Here is an 18,178-nt window from a genome sequence, read left to right on the forward strand (position 1 = left end):
ATCCAGGGTAGATCTTCAAGGGCGGCATGATAACGCGGCGGCCGGCATCTGACGCGGGTCTGTCGTCGCGGGGGCCGAAAGCCGCGCGGAAACGTGTTGTTGAGCAATATTGGTTTTTTCAACTGCTGTTTTTGTTAGTTTGCTTCAGGTCAGTTTTTTAATAAGTCTGGCGCAATAGATCGATAAATAATCAATGCCAAGTTGGCAGGAGATGATATGGATATCAGTTCCAATACACGTTTAAGTCAGAATAACGCAGTGGCCGTTAACAATATGTTATTCACCGGCCTGGAAGGTCGGGCCGAGGCCGATAACAACTTTGTGAAGCACTGCGTTTATCTCGCGCAGATCAAGGCGGACGGCGTTTATAACAGCAGTACTCAGCCTGCGCAGTGGTTCGATCATTTTGCCGGCATTCTCTGGTCGTTTGGCTGGAGTCTTGAGGAACAGCCAGTGGTGCTGGTCCAGACGGCGTTTTCCGGGAGTGTGCAGGAGGCATGGCGGCGATTGACTGCGCCGTTGCTCGCGCGTTCGCAACTGACCCAGGTTGAAGCGGGACTTGCAGCGCTGGAAAAAGATGCGGCATTGTTGAAGCAGTTTTCCGCGCTGAGTGGCAAAACCTTCAACTCGCACATTTTGCCGGTCAGTCAGAACACCCGTGACGAGCTGGTGGTGGTCATCAGCCATATCCGCTTTATCAAGTTGGTACTCAATACCAACTATCTGTTCTGGCAGGTTCATCAACCCATGTCACAACTGGACATTCGCGCCAGAAAGCTGCTGATCAAGCGCCGGGCCATGGAAGCCAACCGGGCAAGTGTGGAGCAAGCCATTCGCGAGAATGCGTCCAGGTTTGAGGAATACCAACTCTGAAGCAGCGCCTGACAGCGGGAATTGCAGCCTGGGTGCAATTTCCGACCGGCAGGCATTTTCATGCGCTCGGGCAAAGCAGGCATAATGGCGACCTTTCGCCCACCACAGCGCTGCCAGCCAGCCGGTCATCCCTTGAACGAACGCCCTCTGTCCACCGCTCTGCGCCCCTCGGCTTGTCCGGGGTTGCTGCGTATCGTCCAGGCGCTGGACGGCGGCATCTGCCGGATCAAGCTCAATGGCGGCTCGATCACTGCCGATCAGGCCGACGCGGTGGCCAATGCCGCCGAGTGTTTCGCCCGTGGGGAAATCGAGGCGACCAACCGCGCCAATCTGCAGATTCGCGGCATCGGTGAGCAGTCAGCGGTATTGATCGACAGCTTGCTGGCCGCCGGCCTCGGGCCGCAAACCGCAGCGGGTGACGATGTACGCAACCTGATGCTCAGCCCGAGCGCCGGTATCGATCGGTGGTTGCTATTCGATACCCGGCCTCTGGCCGAACAGATTCTGCTGACATTGCAGACGCATCCGCGCTTTCCCGAATTAAGTGCCAAGTTTGCCGTGCAACTGGACGGCGGTGAGGCGCTGGCGATGCTCGAACATCCGCATGATCTGTGGTTGTCGGCGTTTGAGTGTGACGGTGAAGTCTTGTTGGCGTTCGGTCTGGCTGGCTGCCCGACCGATCGGGCGGCCGGTGCCGTGACCGTGGAAAATGGCCATGCGCTGGTGGTCGCGGTGCTGGAGTTGTTCCTCGAGCGGGCTCGGCCGGAGCAGACGCGCATGCGCCATTTGCTTGATGAATGGCCGATGCAGGCCTTCCTCGAACAGTTGCGCGAGCGCGTGGCGATCAAAGCCGTCGTTGCCCGACAGCGCACGCCGCTGGCGGAGGCTCTGCACATCGGTGTTCACCCGCAAAACGTTGCCGGCCGGGTGTATGTCGGCGCGGTGCCGGCGCTCGGTCGTCTCGACCCGGTCATGCTGCGTGGCGCCGCCCGGCTGGCCCGCGATTACGGTGATGGCAGCCTGCGTTTCACCCCGTGGCAAAGCCTGTTGCTGCCGAACGTGAAGCCCTCCGACGCGGCGCAAGTCTTGCAAAAATTGACGCAATTGCACTGGCTGTCCGATGCCAGTGAGCCGCTGTCCAGGCTGATTGCCTGCACCGGTTCCAGCGGTTGCGGCAAAGGCCTGGCCGATACCAAACACGACGCCCGATGGCTGGCGACGCTGTTGCCACAGGCGCAGAACGTGCACCTGTCCGGCTGCCCGCGCTCTTGCGCGGCGGCCCACCGCGCACCCGCCACCTTGCTGGCGATCAGCCCCGGTCATTACGACCTCTATTTTCGCGATGCAGCGCTGCCGGGTTTCGGCACGCTGCACGCACGCAACCTTACTATTGAAGCGGCCGCGATCCTGCTCGACGCCCGCTCACGGAGCCCCCTTGATGCTTGATTACATCCGCGACGGTCAGGAGATCTATCGCAACTCCTTCGCGATCATTCGCAGCGAGGCCAATCTGGCACGCATCCCGGCCGATCTGGAAAAACTCGCGGTGCGGGTGATCCACGCCTGCGGCATGGTCGAGGCCATCGACGGTCTGCAATTCTCCGAGGGCGCCGGCAAGGCCGGGCGCGATGCGTTGGCGGCCGGTGCGCCGATCCTGTGCGATGCGCGGATGGTTTCCGAAGGCGTGACCCGTGCGCGTTTGCCGGCGAACAACCCAGTGATCTGCACCCTGCGCGACGACAGCGTGCCGGAGCTGGCCCGTGAGCTGGGCAACACCCGTTCGGCGGCGGCGCTGGAGTTGTGGCGACCGCACCTGGAAGGCAGCGTGGTGGTGATCGGCAACGCGCCGACCGCACTGTTCTATCTGCTGGAAATGCTGGATGCCGGCGCACCTAAACCGGCGCTGATCCTCGGCTTCCCGGTGGGCTTCGTCGGCGCCGCCGAATCGAAAGCGGCGCTGGCGGCTGACAGTCGCGGTGTACCGTTCGTGATCATGCAAGGCCGGCTCGGCGGCAGCGCCATGGCCGCCGCCGCAGTCAATGCCCTCGCCACGGAGGTCGAATGATGCAGGCAACAGGACGTCTGATCGGCCTCGGCGTGGGCCCCGGTGATCCGGAACTGATTACCGTCAAAGCCCTGCGTCTGCTGCGCGAGTCACCAGTGGTGGCGTACTTCGTCGCCAAGGGCAAGAAAGGCAATGCGTTCGGCATCATCGAAGCGCACCTGCAGGACGCGCAGAATCTGCTGCCGCTGGTGTACCCGGTGACCACCGAAGTGCTGCCGGCGCCGCTGTCCTACGAGCAAGTGATCAGTGATTTCTACGACGCTGCCGCCGAAGAAGTCGCGGCGCATCTGGACGCCGGGCGCGACGTTGCAGTGATCTGCGAAGGCGATCCGTTCTTCTACGGCTCCTACATGTATCTGCATGACCGGTTGTCCACCCGCTATGAAGCCGAAGTGGTGCCGGGCGTGTGCTCGATGCTTGGCGGCGCCTCGGTACTCGGCGCGCCGCTGGTGTATCGCAACCAGAGCCTGTCGGTGCTCTCCGGTGTACTGCCGCACGAGGATCTGAAGCGCCGTCTGGCCGACGCCGATGCGGCGGTGATCATGAAACTGGGGCGCAACTTTCCCAAAGTTCGTGCGGTACTCGAAGAACTCGGTCTGGCCGAGCGGGCGCTGTATGTGGAGCGCGCAACCATGGCCAATCAGAAGATCGTGCCGCTGGATCAGGTCGAGCCGATGTCCTCGCCGTACTTCTCGCTGATCATCGTACCGGGTGAACGGTGGCAAGGTTGATGACACTGTCCACTCCGGCCATTGTCATCCTCGGACAGAGCGCGCTGGCCACCGCGCGACGTATCCAGCAGGTGTATCCGACGGCGCAGATCCACGGCCTCGCCGGACGCGTCGAAGGCGCCGACCGCCGCTATCAGGAATTCGGCGCAACCCTGCGTGAGCTGTACCAGCAAGACACGCCGATCATTGCCCTGTGCGCGGCCGGCATTGTCATTCGCACCCTGGCGCCGTTGTTGCTGGAAAAAGGTGCTGAACCGGCGGTACTCGCCGTTGCCGAAGACGGCAGCGCCGTGGTGCCGCTGCTCGGTGGCCTCGGCGGGGTGAATGTCATGGCCCGGGAAATCGCTGGCGCATTGCAGGTCGCAGCGGCGATCACCACCAGTGGCGAATTGCGCTTCGGCACTTGCCTGCTCAATCCACCCAGCGGCTATGTGCTGGCGGATCTGGAACTGGGCAAGCGTTTCGTTTCCGACCTGCTGGCCGGGCACAGCGTGCGCATCGAAGGTGCGGCGCCGTGGCTGGATCAGGCGCAGTTGCCGCAAGACCCGCAGGCGCAGCGCTCGATTCATGTCGACAGTGCCGAGCGTGTCGCGAGCGCCAACGAGTTGCTGATCTATCCGCGCAGCGTCGCGGTGGCGGTGAGTGCGCAGCTGGAGAACCTGCCGAACGCTGTGCGCGCCGCGTTGCAGCAGGCCGGGGTTGCGCAGCAGGCGCTGGCCTGTCTGCTGGCGGCTGACACTGAAATGGCGTCGGCCAGACTGCGTGAAGCCGCCCTCGAACTGGGGGTGCCGCTGCGCTTTGTCGCGGCGCACAACGACCTCGACGTGTTGGCGCGTCAGGCACTGCCGCAGGCCACGATCAGCCGTGCCAACGGCTTGGCGATTGCGCGCGCCGAACAGCCGCTGGACGTCGCGCAGATCGGTCGTCAGCGTGGGCGCCTGGCGGTGATCGGCCTCGGCCCCGGCGCTGCCGAGCTGATGGTGCCAGCGGTCAAGGCGGAACTGGCGCGGGCCACCGATGTGCTCGGTTACGAAACCTATGTGCGCATGGCCGGCCCGTTTCGCGCTGATCAGGTGCAGCACTGCACCGACAATCGCGAAGAAATGCAGCGCGCCCGCCACGCCTTTCGGCTGGCGGCCGAGGGCCGTTCGGTGATCGTCGTTTCGTCCGGCGACCCCGGCGTGTTCGCCATGGCCGCAGCGGTGCTTGAAGCCTTGCACGAGTCGACCGATCCGTCCTGGCACAGCGTCGAGCTGGAAATCCTGCCGGGAGTGTCCGCCTCGCTCGCCACGGCTGCGCAAGCGGGTGCGCCGCTGGGTCATGATTTCTGCGTGATGTCGCTGTCGGACAACCTCAAGCCGTGGTCGATCATAGAGAAGCGTCTGGATCTGGCGGCCGCCGCCGATCTGGCCCTGGCCTTCTACAATCCGATCTCCCGGGCGCGTCCGTGGCAACTGGGCCGTGCACTGGAAATCGTTGCGCAACATCGGACTGCGGCGACGCCGGTGGTGTTGGGGCGCGACATCGGTCGGCCGGGGCAGTCGCTGCGGGTCACCACACTGGGGCAACTGACCCCGGATCAGGTGGACATGCGCACCATGGTGCTGATTGGTTCTTCGACCACGTGCACCTTCCCCAAGGCCGAAGGTGGCGAGTGGGTCTACACGCCGCGCTGGTACGGCGAAAAGCCGCAGTCATGAGCGCAGGCGAGGGGGCATGCTCCCTCGCCGTGCCGGACATGGCGGGTAGATTGTTTCCGGATTTGCCGATGTCATATCTTTCAGCAGGGCGTGTGTGATTTGCTCCACTGCCGCGTGGGCTCTTTCTTATGACTTACATTTTGTCGGACTTATCCTGAATCTTGATTGGCCGCAGTAAAAGTCGATGCGCAGTTTTGCCGCCGATTTTCGCAGTTCTTTTAATTTATTGATCAGGCTTGTCGCAATAACTTGTTGCGGTTACATGCGTTATCAGTTGTTTTTCAGTCGCCTGTTTTGACATGTATTGAAAGTTCTGAAGTTTGAGTGTGAATTTGCCATTCGTTAACTTCGCTGCCATTCAAGTGCCTGGGTGCACTCATGATGTCGGTCAGAATAACGGAGGAACTTTCATGCGCAATCAAAGATTTAAAGATGCCAGTGGTTATGTCAGTTTTATCAATCTGTTCAAACAGGCTGATCTCGAGCAGGCCCTGTTGGTACACCGGGACAGTGACGTTTATCCGTCAGTGTGGCGCTATTACTTTGCATGTATCGGTTTGCTCAATTCCCCGCGACTGATTGAACCCCTGACATTGCTCAAGCATTCCCTGGCGCAGTTGATCGGCGAGCCGCGTGTGCGCCGTGACACTCTTGGCCAGTCTGAGCCGCCGAAAAACTCTTTATCGGGTATTTACAACAATATCCAGGCGTTTGAGACCCGTCTGCGAAACAGCGAGATTTACGCGAAGACCGCCGCCACTCCGGTTGTAAAAAATCTGCATTTTGTCTGGCTGGGCGGTGGTCTTGGCGCGATCCAGCGAGACTACCTCGACCTGTGGAAGCAGGTATTGAGCGGGCAGGGGTACAGCCTCCATCTCTGGTATGACAGTGACGCGCTACTGGCCTGGCAAACCAATCAGTTGATCGTCGAGGCCGCCAAGGCTGACGCCATGCAACATGGCGGTAGCGAGAGTATTACCGACAGCAGACTGGGGACGCTGTACGAAGAACGGGTCATCGTCCTCAAGCAGCAGATGTTCATGCACATCAACGAGGCGCTGGAACGAGGGGAATCGGCGGATGACGCACGGGTCGATTTGTTGTCCCGCGCTTACGGCCATGATGCGGAACAACTTGAAGCCTTGATCGAGCAGAACCGGCGCAGTCTGCTCGATCTGGCAGGCGATGATTTGCAGTTGCGTGACTTGCGTGACCTCGAAGCACCGCTGCGACTGCAAGCCATCTATGAGCGCGAGACCCGGTTGCGCGGTAATCTGGCCGCCGCCTCCGACGTGGTGCGGGCCGAGGTCTTGTACGAGGAGGGCGGTCGCTACGTCGATGTCGATAATCTGCCGCCCCTGGTCAAAACCATGGGCGGGGTCGACATCAGTGCGTTCGGCGGCGACGCGCGCCTTGGCGTTCTGCAACTGCTGCTCGATCACAATCCGCACTGGATGCCGGGACGCCAGGCATTGCGCGACCGGTACACCGATTATCTGGGCCGGATTCCCGACGAACACCGCGCCGCGCTGGAGGCTTTTGCCCGGCAGCAACCGGCACTGCACGAGGTGTTCCAGGCGCCGGCCGAGCTGCTTGTGCGCCCGCAGGACCTGCGCGCTGTTGCCGTGCAAAACACGTTGAGCAACTCGTTTCTGATGGCTCATGCGCAATCGCCGATGCTCAACAGCGTGATCGAGCGGTTCCGGTTCAACTATCAGGCCATTGACCAGACGGCCCGCCTCGCCGCCAAGCGAGGCGTCGCATTGAGCGATTTTGACGGCATGACAGAGCTGGCACGGGAAGTACTCGAGCAGGCATTTGGCCCTCTGGCCGAACTGTCGATGACCGAGGACGTGGCGGCCAACTTTTTGATGCTGGCCATCGCGGGCTACTTCAGTGACGGCATTCGCCCGCAGAGCGAGGGGACGATTTATCTGACCGGACCCGCCGCGATGCGCGATGGCATGGCCGATTACGCACGGCGCAATTTCGTCCCGCGCGAGGAGGAAACCTTGCGTGTGGAAGCGGCTATCGAGCCATTGTGGATGGTCAACGACAAGACCGAGGAAGAGCAGGACCACTCCTGGAAAGACAACGCCGTTGATGTCGAGCAGTGGGTGCTCGACGAGCAGCAGCGCTGGCACGAAGGACAGTACAGCGCGCGCTACCGCGGCGATGTAAAAGCATTGCTGACCCAGCAGAGCATAGCGTTCGAGGAGGGCTGGCCGGTTATCGAGGGCCGGCCAGTGCTGTTGACGCAGGTGCTGCAACGGATGATCGACAGACTTGGTGAACCGTTCGTGGTCGCGATGCGCGACGGACATAACGGCCCATTATGGTTTCCCGACGGACCGGGGCTCAGCTTCGCTGATCGCCAGGCCATCAAAGCCCAGCCCGTCACTTTGCAGGCTCCGGCGTCGCTCAGCGATGCGCGGATTAAGGGGCTGGCGCTGGATGAGCTGCTAAGCGGCATTGCCGAGGGTTCGCTGCCGTTCTTTCAGATCAGTCCGTTGCAACGGGTGGTGTTGGGACAGATGCTCGGCGCACGCTCACTGGATAACTCAAGTCTCACGCAACTTGCCTCCGAGCTGGATAATCTGGCCAACAGCGTTGCCGAGGTAGGGGCGTCGGTGCGTTATGCGGCCATTGAACGCCATCTGTATCAGCAGCGAGCCCCGCAATTCATGGCCGGTCTCGCCAGTCATGTCGAGCAGCCGATGATGTCGTCAGACAGTGCGTTGACGCTGAAGCGAGCCGCGCTGTCGCAGGCGCACACGCTGTTTCAATGGGGGCGTCATGTTGCCCATATTCAGACCGTCGCCACCCGCGAGCATCGCGAGCAGGTGATCCTGCGGCTGGGTCAGGTGCTGGGGCAAATCGAGGCCAGTGACGTCAAACTGGTGCCGCAGGATCTGTTGCTCGAAGGGCCGGGCGATCCCGGTGGCCGCTGTTACCCGCTGGCGCTGATCATGAGTGCTGCTCTGGAGCAGGGCGTTGTCGCGTCGCGACGATTGCGCGAGCGGTTCTTTCTGGCCACTGCCGAGCCGCAGCAGCATGATTCAATGGTGTTTCTGGAGGCGCTCGAAGAGTTGCGCGGCGTGCAATTGCACGACATCGGCAAGCCGTTGGGGCGGGTCGATCTGCAACAGCTCGGCACCACGCTGCAAGCGTTCGCCAGCCCGCGCACGCTGATGCTCAACTCGGACAACCACGCCATGCTGGTGGCGAAAACCTTCAAGGGTGGGCACGCCACCTATCACTTTTATGATCCCAATTTCGGCGTGTTCGAGTTCAGCCAGCCGGATCAGTTGCAGCTGGCACTGACTGACCTTTTCCAGAAACAGGGCATGGCGAAATACTATGCGGCCTATGGCGACAACGCGCGTCCGACCTTTGATCTGATCGAGCTGCAGGGGCAAAAGATATCGGCCCTGAATCTGTCCGGCGGATTTAGCGTCGGGCAATTGCTGGAGTCCGACAATGTGCTGCCGGAGCAGGCACAGCGGCCAATCCGCCGGCGCCTGAACAGTGCCCGCGGCCATTCGCTGGTCAGCAATCCGCACCTGGGGCGCAGCCTGCGCGAACTGGACAGTCACTGGTGGGGACAGCAGATTGCCCAGGCGACCGACGCTTTACAGGACTTGCACGCTTCAGCAAAACCGTTGGTGCCGTTGTTCGAAACCCTGGAGATGACGCCCGCCGGCGAGTACCGGATCAACCTGATCGATCCCGCGCAATCCGAGCATGTGGTGCAGGTCGTCAGCAGCGATCATCGCCTGCTGCGCATCAGAAATTATCTGTCGGAGCAGTTTTCGGCACTGGGCACCCGAGCCACGCCGCAGATGGTTGAGGTCGGTGCCGTTCACACCCTCAATACCGGCTTCACGATCCAGGCACTGATGAACGTCTTGCGTGGACGAGAGGGGGATGGCCGCACCTTGACCACCGCCGTCAGGTTGCATGCTTACGTCAATTACGCGCAATTGCTGCACGGCAATGTCACCGACGTCGCCGGTCTGATCAGTCTGATCAAGACCGCACTCAATGAGGAGAAAGTCATTGCCCGTACCTGTGCGCCAGTGGTGGGCGAGGCGCTGGGACATGTCGCCAACGATGGCGTGGGCGCGGTGCTGGGGCTGGCCAATGTCGGTTTCGACATCTATCAATTGGCGACGGCAGACAACGAGATCGAGCGCGCGCAGTTCGGCACTCAGTTGGCCTTCGACGCCACCAGTCTGGCGTTGACCGCTGGTGGTCTGGGAGCCGCCACGGCGGGTGCGGCGACTGCTGCCGCTGTGCTCGGCGGCGCCGGGGTGGTGCTGGGCGGATTAGCTGTGGGTGTGGCGGCACTGGCTCAGGGGTTCGCCAGGATCGCCGGGCAGGCGCAGGAGGTGGGGCTGTTTTTCGATGCTCTGGAGCGGGCCTGTCGCGGTGTCGGTTATCGTTATGACGACGGGCTTGGGGCGTGGGTCGCTCACCCCTCGCTGGTGGTCCAGAGCCTGGACTTCAATCGCGCGATGATGGTGCTCGACAGCCCGAAGGTGTATCGGCTGCGCGACCATTTCGGGGTGCCGGGTATCAATCCGGATGATCAGCAAGCACTCGATCTGCGGCGTGAGCTGGGGCTGCCAGGCTACATCCGCTTCGATCCGCCGAGCACGCAACTGGTCGTCCTGCCATGCACGCCGACCACCTACTACGGTTACGAATACAAGGCGCTGCCGTTCTCGACGCTGCGTCACGACACCGGTTTCGATACGGCCCGCAAGCTGGAGAAAAAGGATGCGGCAGGCCAGTGGCAGTTCCTGTTTTCGTTCTACTCTTTTCCCACGCACTACATCATCAACCGTCTGATACCGTCGTATCGCTCAACCGTGATCGAGGTGCGGCTGGATGCCCGCGAACGTGCGCTGGCAGTCCCCATGACGCCGCCGGTCTGGCACGACAAGTTGTCGTATCGCATCGAAGGAGCGGGCGGCGCCTGTTCACTGATTCTCAATCGTGGGGTCGATGTCCAGTTGCAGTCTCCCAGCCTGCAGCTGTGTCGCTGGAAGCTGGTCGCCACCTGGGCCAGCGAAAGGGATGTGCGGATTGACGCCGCCGGGATTCTTGCTGTGGGCGGTGTGAAGGTGACGTTCACCGGCAGAGGACGGCATGACGTCACGCTGCAACTGACCGGGCGACAAACGTTCAAGGTCAACCGCGGTGACGCACGACTGGACATTCTCGAGCAGGACGCGCCAGCCGGGGAGCATGAGCAGTCGCTGCTTACGCATTACCAGAGGCTGGCCCGGGAGCATCGGCTGGTGATGCCTTACACGCCGGTTCATCACTTTCCGATTCCTTTCGAGCCCGAGGGACAACCGCGCTATACCACGGCCTGGTACGACGCTGCCAAGGATCGTTTTCTGTACATTCGCAGTGAAGAGGTACTGGCGGCCGATGAAATGCTGCTGGGCTCCGTGGTCGACGATTCTGCGTTTTTCTATGAGACGCACAACTACGATATCTGGCAGGTCGATGCCGTCAGCGGTTTACTCAAATGCCGCTACCGCCTGCTGGTGATGAAGGGGCAGAGCAGCGTGCGGCGTATCGATGTCGATGCCCAAGGGGTGATTCACATCGAGCAACAATGTCAGGGGGCCGATCAGCAATTCACGCAGTTCAATTACCTGATCCGTGAGGGCCAGCTGCAGCTGGTTGCGGTGACCCGAGAGATGGACCGTGACCTGGGCCAGCGAGTGTTCGCCAATCCGACCCTGACACATTGGTCGGCGGTGCTGGGTCACTATTTCCCGTTATCGCCGGTGCCCGAACGCGCAGGCGTCACCACCGTCGACTGGCAACCGGCCGCCTACGTGTCGGTGTGCTGGAAGTTCAATCCGGACAAGCGCGATCTGGCCTGGATTCGCAGCCGTGACCTGTTGTGCATTCATCCGTTTGCCTCTGGGCGTCACCGCGGTTGGGCCGATTCGATCAAGCATCTAGATGATCTGGTGCTGCTGCCGGTCAACGACGAGCACACGCTGTTTTTCATCTACGACCGGCTGGCACAAAAACTGTGCAGGGTGCAACGCAGCGCGCCCGCAGGCAGCGAGCGCTGGCCAGCGCAATGGACGCATCAATGGCTTCAGCCTGACGGACTGAATGACGTGGTGCCGGTACAGGACGGGTATCTGGCCCTGACCGATGACGGCTTGTTCTTCAATCTGACCGCCGAGGGTGAAGTTCAGCTGGGTGGCTTGAGTGAGCGCTGGCTCAAAGGACGGGCCCAGTGGTGGCAAGCATTGGAAGCGCTGGCAGCAAAGTACCCGGTCGACAGTTTTGCCATTCTGGGTGTGCGCAACGCCAGCGGTGATCGCAACCTGTGTGCCTGGTACGTGGATAACCGCGTGCTGCTGTGCGACCCGGGGCACGACCGGGAAGTGCGCCTGCTCGGCGTGACCCCGGACAATCGGGCGGTCTGGCTGTTCGACGTCGGCAGCGGTGAGATCTTGAGTCAGCAGTTCTTTGACAGTCGACAGCTCGCAGCAGCATTCGGCGTTGGCGCGCAGTTACTGGCGGGCGAGCTGTTGCCGGCACCGCAGGCCGAGTGGGACGACTGGCGGTTCAGCACCGTGAGCAATGATGGCTCCGGTCTGCGCGGGACGTCAGCCGATGGCGTGTCTCTCGAGCTGCGATATCAGGAACCTGAACGAATCATTGGCGTCGATCATCAGTGGGCAAGCGAACACGCAGAGCATTTGTCAGAGGCTCTGCAGGCATTGCTGGAGACTGCCGAGCATGCTCCCTACATCGCCGTGAAGTCCGACGCGGGCAAACTGCAATGGTTCGACGTGGCGAATGCCCGATTGATCCGGATCGCGGGCCAGAACCTGCCGCACGATTGCGAATTGCTCGGTACGCGCCATCGGCATGTGCTGTTGCACGAGCGCGCGGCACATTGCGTGTTCGTCTACCCCGATCACCAGAGCATTGGCCCTTTCGAATATATGCGGCGCGAGGCCGAGGTGTTGGTGGTCGAGGGCCAGAAACAGGTCGACGACCTCTTGCCACTGATCGCTGATGACGTGAGTTGTCTGGTATTGCGCGTGGGGCAGGGCGGTGTGACGTATCACCTGTCGAGGGCCAGCTGGTTGCGGCTGGAATCGGTCATCGTCGATTGTCGACCGCCACTGGGCGAGGCTCCGGTGATTCCCGGCAAGCTGGTCTGGGCGCTGGAAGCTCCGCAAAAGCTGCAACTGTCGTTTGTCGACGATCACTTGCTGATCGTCGACCCGGATCGCCAGCACAGCCTGATCCTGAGGGATGTGTGCTCGACGGATCCGGCGATGCGCGGCGATGTCTTCCTCGGCTTCGAGGGCAAGCGTTCCTATGCGGTATCGAGTCTGGTGCAGAGGTTGCGTGAAGTCACTGAGGCCGATGATGCCGACGGCAGTGCAACGCTTGCGCAGTTGCTGGGAGCCGTGCCGGCCTGACGTGGAGGGGAAACTGACCAGGCCTGCGCAGATTACTGCGCGGGCCTTTTTACTGATTCTGTCTCGTCCTGAATAAGGTTTACACCGGCTGACTTCACCTCAGGAAACCAGATAGCCCTTCACCCCGGTAAAGATGATCTGCGCCGCCAGCGCGCAAACAAACAGGCCCATTAACCGACTGACGATCTGCAAGCCTTGGTCGCCGAGAATCCGCTCGATGTGATTGGACAGGTACAGCACCACGCCGACGGTGAAGCTGGCAAGGGTGATACTCATGATTGCGGTCAGTTTGTCGTCCCAGTGCGGTTGGCTCACGCCCATCACCAGCAGGGCGCCGATGGTGCCCGGGCCGACGGTCAGCGGGATGGTCAGCGGAACGATCGTCACGTCCTGCTGCACGTTGTCACTCTGCACGACCGGCTTGCCCTGGGCCATGCCCAACGCCGAGATGAACAACACGCTGCCGGCACCGATGCGGAATGCGTCCGCCGTGATCCCGAACACATCGAAAATCACCCGCCCGAACAGGTACAGCAAGACGCTAGACACCAGCGTGGCAATCGCCACTTTCCAGGCCAGGCGCCGCTGCTCCTTGCGCGAGTAGCCACGGGTGAGGCTGATGAAGCAGGACAACACGAAGAATGGGCTGTAGAGCACCAGCATCTTCAGGTAAACGCTGAATAACACGTGGAGCATGGTATTGGCTCGCGGCGGCAGATGGACAGAGCGGAGTCTATCAGCCGGTTTAATTTTTGGGGGGGTGGCGTAAACAAATATCCCCGGAGTAACTAAATAAGTTGTAGTTTTTAAGTGTGTGTTTTTTTTGGTCTTATTATTAGCAAGTTACATGTTCTGGTTTGTGGTTTTTTATTGTTCTGTTTATTGTTCTATCGCGGGTTCAAGGGGAGCTCGTTTTTATTAATAGGGATTTGATAATGAATATTCATGATGTTGAAGATTGCGCCGTTGCTGAGTGTGTCCACCGCTTGCAGAGTTATGAACTGGACGGCGCAGCTATTCGTCCTCGCGGTCTTTCGCTGCCGGCAATCGAAGAGCCGGGCAAGGGTTCCATCGTCGGTGAAGGCATTCTGTCCTTTACCGGAAACTTGAGTGAACAGAATCGCGAAGATGTGCAACACGCGTTCCTGTTCGCCACGCTGGTCGCCAACAAGAAGTATCCGTACGAATATCAGGGCAAGGAATGGTACTACCTGTTTCTGCAAGTGATGACCGATGCCGGCTGGCTGCCAACGAGCAAGTACTACAACGACATGAACATCGGCGGTAATACCGTACGGATGGATCAACTGGTGCTGGAGATCCTCGGCAGCGTCGTGGCCGGGCTTGCTGTACCGGGCTCGGCTTCGGTGTTGATGCTGAAAGTCGCAGGCGACGCCATCACCGCCCTGAAAAAGCGTGAAACCGCGCTGACGCTGTACGAGCGCAACATGCTTGAACATGGTGTCGGCGGTATGGCGGCGGGCACGTGTACCGAAATCAATGGCGAAGTCACCATGGCCCTGGGGACTGTGCGTTTCATCCGCAAAAACACGGCCAAACAAGTGTTGTTCATGGATTGGGATTCGCGTGAAGTGAAACTCTATCGGGGCGATTCGGTATTCCGCAAAGTGCCTTCGATCGTCGAACAGACCCGCGATACCATCCGCGTCAGACTGGGTTTGAACGCAAAAACCAAGATCGAAGATTACGAGATCTGACTGAGTGTTATTGATAGGGCGGCCGTTATCGGTCCGCCCTTTTTCCATTGAGGGTTGATAATGACTCGGTTGTATAAGTTGTTGGCAGTGGGGCATGCTGTTCTGGCGTTGCCGGAATCCGGGCACAGCACGGATTATGATGATCTCGTCCAATCAAGTCTGTTGGCGCAACTGGTCGCCAATAAAAAAATCGAAGACGCGAAAGTTGAAAGTTGGTACGACGCTTACATCGCTGTGCTGGATGACTTCTGGGTGCGAAGCGTGAAGTTGCGCGAGGATTTCTCTGTCGCTCAGGCAGGTACGGGTTCGGCGCTGGAGTGGGCCACGACAGTGCTGACCAATAACGCTGGCAACGATCCGGCACTTGGCGGGCTGATGGCATATGCGGCGCGAATCACTGACGGTGTTTCGGCAGGGCAGACGTTGCCCGAGCCGCCTGGCGAAGCGCTCATGCAGACGCCGAGGCCTGCGCTTCAGGTGGTGCGCCTGCTGACCATTGCAGCGCAGAGTCCGACATCGATCAGCAGCCTTTATCTTGAGTTCAAGACGCGACAGACGCTGGCTGCCAATCCGTGGTCGCAGCGTTTCGCGAGCGCTGAAGTCGAAGGTCCGGTGTGTGTGCGTTATGCGCGAGCGACGCTGTCACAAACGCTCTACGCACTATCGCGTCAGGCCGTGGCGCGAAAGCTTGGAGATCGACTGGCGCAGAACGTGGCGCCATTGGCTGAGGCAATCGATCTCGGTGTCTGAGGCGGATTGCCCGGGGGCTGCAAGCGCTTTCGGGCGATGAACGGCAATCGTCAGAAAGTCGAGGCCGTACGGTTCTGCTGATCACGCTGGGCCACCCAGTGTTCGATCAGCTCGCGCAGTTGCGACAACTCCACCGGTTTGGCCATGTGCCCGTCCATCCCGGCCTGGCGCGCGCGTTCCTTGTGCTCGGCGAGGATGTGCGCGGTCAGCGCGACAATCGGTGTGCGGGTACGCTGATTGCTGACTTCCCACGCGCGCAATTGCTGGGTCGCCGAGAAACCGTCGAGGATCGGCATTTCGCAGTCCATCAGCACCAGGTCGTAACGCTGAGCCTTCATCGCCTGCAGGGCTTCTTCGCCGTTGCTGGCAGTGTCCGGTTGCAGGTTGAGTTTGCCGAGCATGCCGCGAATCACTTTGGTCGAAATCGTGTTGTCTTCGGCGACGAGAATGCGGAAATCGCTCGGCACCTTGGCGGCGGTCGCGGGGGTGACCACTTGCGGCTGGAACACCACCTGCCCCTTGTTGCGCTGGTTCAATTCGTCGGCCAGCGTGGTCTTGAGCGTGTAGCCGGCCACCGGTTTGGCGAGGATGCGTTTGATCCCGGAGTTGCGCGCGATGATCTTGCTCGGCGCGTTACTGATGCCGGTGAGCATGATCAGCAGAATATCGTGGTTCAGACTCGGGTCTTCCTTGATCTTGGCCGCCAGTTGCATGCCGGTCATGCCGGGCATGTTCTGGTCCAGCAGCACCACATCAAAGTAGTCACGCAGATGCGCCTTGGTGCGCAGCAGCGCCAAGGCTTCCTTGCCCGAGGGCACCGCGCTGACGTTCAGGCCCCAGGCGCTGCATTGCTGCACCAGCACCTTGCGGCAGGTGTCGTTGTCGTCCACCACCAGTACGCGCGCACCTTGCAGCGGGCCGTCGAGGTCGGAGGTCGGGTGTTCGAGACGGTCAGGGTCCAGTGGCAGGGTCAGCCACAAGGTACTGCCCTGATTGGCGCCGCTCTTGATCCCGAACTCACCGTGCATCAGGCGGATCAGTTGCCGGGCGATCACCAGCCCAAGGTTGCCACCCAAACGATTGGCCGAGAGGAAGTGTTTGCTGTGCAGCTCGGCATGCAGCAGCGCCTCACGCTCTTCTGCCTCCATCGGCTGGCCACTGTCCTGCACGGCGATGCGCAGGCGCGGCTTGACGCTGCGCTCGTCGAGGGCGACGACGATCAGCACTTCGCCTTCGTCGGTTTTTTTCAGGGCGTTTTCCAGCAGGCTCAGCAGGGTCTGGCGCAAGCGGGTCGGGTCGCCGCTGATCACGCGCGGTACCTGTGGCTGGATGAAACTGATCAGCTCGACGTTCTGCTGTTCGGCCTTGGCCCGATAGATGCTCAGGCAGTCGTCGATCAAAGCATTGAGGTCGAACTGCACATCGTCCAGTTCGATCTGCCCGGATTCGAGCTTGGAGATGTCGAGGATCTCGTTGATCAATGTCAGCAGTTCGTTGCCGGCACTGTGGATGGTTTGCACGTAATCGCGTTGCTTGACCGACAGTGGCGTACCCAGCAGCAGTTCGGTCATGCCCAGCACGCCGTTCATCGGGGTGCGGATTTCGTGGCTGATCTTGGCGAGGAACTCGGCCTTGGCGTTGATCTCGGCGTTGCTGGCGGCGAGGTCGCGGCTGATGCTGAAACGGCTTTCGGTGATGCTGCGCTGGCGTTCACCCAAGGCGATGCTCATCAGCAGGCCACTGATGCAGATGAAGCCCATCAGGGTCATGATCAGGCCCTGCGGCGCTACCAGGGTCAGCCCCAGCAGTGCCGGGAGGATGATCAGCGTGCCGATGTTGAACACCACCATCCCGGCCACGAACAGCCGCGCCGGACGGTAGCCCTTCTGCCAGTGATAGAAACCGACCAGCAACATGCTCAGGCCGGCCAGCGCCACCAGCGCGTAGGTGATGATGTTCAGCGGCAGGGTGTTGACGAATAACAGCAGCAGGCTGCAGATCACGATGAACAGAATGTCGCCCAGCAACAGCTTGTTCAGCGGGTGCGGTCCCAGCGGGGCGAAGAAGCGCAGGGCAAACATCAACCCGGCGGGGGCGGTCAGCAGCAGCGCCAGATAAGCGCCCGGCGTCTGGATCGCGTGCCAGTTCGGCAGCCACGGGCCGGCGAGGTTGAGCAGCAGCAACAGACTCAGGCCCAGCAGGCCTTCGCAGATCGCCAGCCACAGGCTGCTGCGCGAGCGCGAGTAGGCATAGCGCACGAGGTTGTGCAGCAGCAACATGCCGAGGCAACCGAACAGCAAGCCGAAAATCAGCGTCTGGTTCTGATTGGCGGCACTCATCACCGCCGATTGCAGGGTGATGTGCGGGCGCAGCTGATGGTCGGAGACCATGCGCAGATAGATGTCGAGTGGCTTGTCGCTTTGCGGCAGCGGTAGCAGGAAGTCGCTGCTGGGCAGTGGTCGCTCGGCCTGCGGCTGGTGGGTGCCGGAGAGGCGTTGCTCGATCAGCTTATCGCCGTCCAGCACGTACAGACTGAGACTGGACAGGTCGGGCGCAAAGATACGCAGCACTTGCTCGTGCTTGCCCGGCGCCAGTTTGAAGCGCAGCCAGAGTGCGCCATCGGGCTCGGCCGCCGTGAGGCGATCAAGTTCGATGGGACTGAATTGATTGGTGTAGCGAGCCGAGCGGATATCGCTCAGTTGCAGATTGCCCTGATCGTCAAGCAATACCGACCAGCCACTGCCTTGCGCGGCCAGCGCCGGAAGCATGCAGAGCAAGGTCAGCAGCGTGACGGTGAAGCTTATGGCAATCCTGAGCCAGCGCACGGCGAAATCCCTTCGTAGGTTGATGCCAGAATATAACG

The 18,178-nt window shown here is 60.8% G+C and carries 10 protein-coding genes; 8 read left to right on the top strand and 2 right to left on the bottom strand.

Translation table 11 applies throughout. The features are described from left to right. The first annotated feature begins 216 nt into the window (after positions 1–216). The 6 genes from ACTJKS_RS08885 (at position 217) to ACTJKS_RS08910 (ending at position 12,847) form a co-directional block, all read left to right on the top strand. Entirely contained in the window at positions 217–873 is a 657-nt protein-coding gene (locus ACTJKS_RS08885) for a hypothetical protein (protein WP_198758547.1), read from the top strand. Positions 874–1,020: 147 nt separating this feature from the next. Continuing rightward, the gene (cobG, locus tag ACTJKS_RS08890) at positions 1,021–2,319 is read left to right on the top strand and encodes a precorrin-3B synthase (RefSeq protein WP_317453237.1); all 1,299 of its coding nucleotides are present in this window, start codon (positions 1,021–1,023) and stop codon (positions 2,317–2,319) included. Beyond that, positions 2,312–2,938 (top strand): precorrin-8X methylmutase, encoded by a 627-nt coding sequence (locus ACTJKS_RS08895; protein WP_041068168.1) that lies wholly within the window; start codon positions 2,312–2,314, stop codon positions 2,936–2,938. Before cobG ends, ACTJKS_RS08895 begins: the two co-directional genes overlap by 8 nt. Continuing rightward, positions 2,935–3,669, top strand: coding sequence for a precorrin-2 C(20)-methyltransferase (locus ACTJKS_RS08900; RefSeq protein WP_371260372.1), 735 nt, complete (start codon positions 2,935–2,937; stop codon positions 3,667–3,669). Before ACTJKS_RS08895 ends, ACTJKS_RS08900 begins: the two co-directional genes overlap by 4 nt. Continuing rightward, the gene (cobJ, locus tag ACTJKS_RS08905) at positions 3,669–5,369 is read left to right on the top strand and encodes a precorrin-3B C(17)-methyltransferase (RefSeq protein ID WP_262947773.1); all 1,701 of its coding nucleotides are present in this window, start codon (positions 3,669–3,671) and stop codon (positions 5,367–5,369) included. The genes ACTJKS_RS08900 and cobJ overlap by 1 nt, the downstream gene beginning before the upstream one ends. Before the next feature lie 410 nt (positions 5,370–5,779). Beyond that, positions 5,780–12,847: a TcdA/TcdB pore-forming domain-containing protein gene (locus tag ACTJKS_RS08910; protein WP_262947774.1), complete on the top strand. Its 7,068-nt coding sequence runs from the start codon at positions 5,780–5,782 to the stop codon at positions 12,845–12,847. 99 nt (positions 12,848–12,946) lie between these two features. Here the strand turns inward: ACTJKS_RS08910 and ACTJKS_RS08915 are convergent, their stop codons facing one another. Then, positions 12,947–13,543 carry a MarC family protein gene (locus tag ACTJKS_RS08915; RefSeq protein WP_003221263.1) on the bottom strand — a complete coding sequence of 199 codons (597 nt, stop codon included), beginning with the start codon at positions 13,541–13,543 and terminating at the stop codon, positions 12,947–12,949. 239 nt (positions 13,544–13,782) lie between these two features. On the opposite strand from ACTJKS_RS08915, the gene ACTJKS_RS08920 reads away from it, so the two are divergent. Then, on the top strand, positions 13,783–14,565 hold the full coding sequence (locus ACTJKS_RS08920; protein WP_108181559.1) for a hypothetical protein: 783 nt from the start codon (positions 13,783–13,785) through the stop codon (positions 14,563–14,565). Between the two features lie 69 nt (positions 14,566–14,634). Then, entirely contained in the window at positions 14,635–15,315 is a 681-nt protein-coding gene (locus ACTJKS_RS08925; RefSeq protein ID WP_142579689.1) for a hypothetical protein, read from the top strand. 50 nt (positions 15,316–15,365) lie between these two features. On the opposite strand, the gene ACTJKS_RS08930 is transcribed toward ACTJKS_RS08925, so the two are convergent. Further along, on the bottom strand, positions 15,366–18,140 hold the full coding sequence (locus tag ACTJKS_RS08930) for a hybrid sensor histidine kinase/response regulator (RefSeq protein WP_108181561.1): 2,775 nt from the start codon (positions 18,138–18,140) through the stop codon (positions 15,366–15,368). Between the last annotated feature and the right edge of the window lie 38 nt (positions 18,141–18,178).

The organism is Pseudomonas sp. 22189, assembly GCF_052045635.1.
Lineage (GTDB): Bacteria > Pseudomonadota > Gammaproteobacteria > Pseudomonadales > Pseudomonadaceae > Aquipseudomonas > Aquipseudomonas parakoreensis.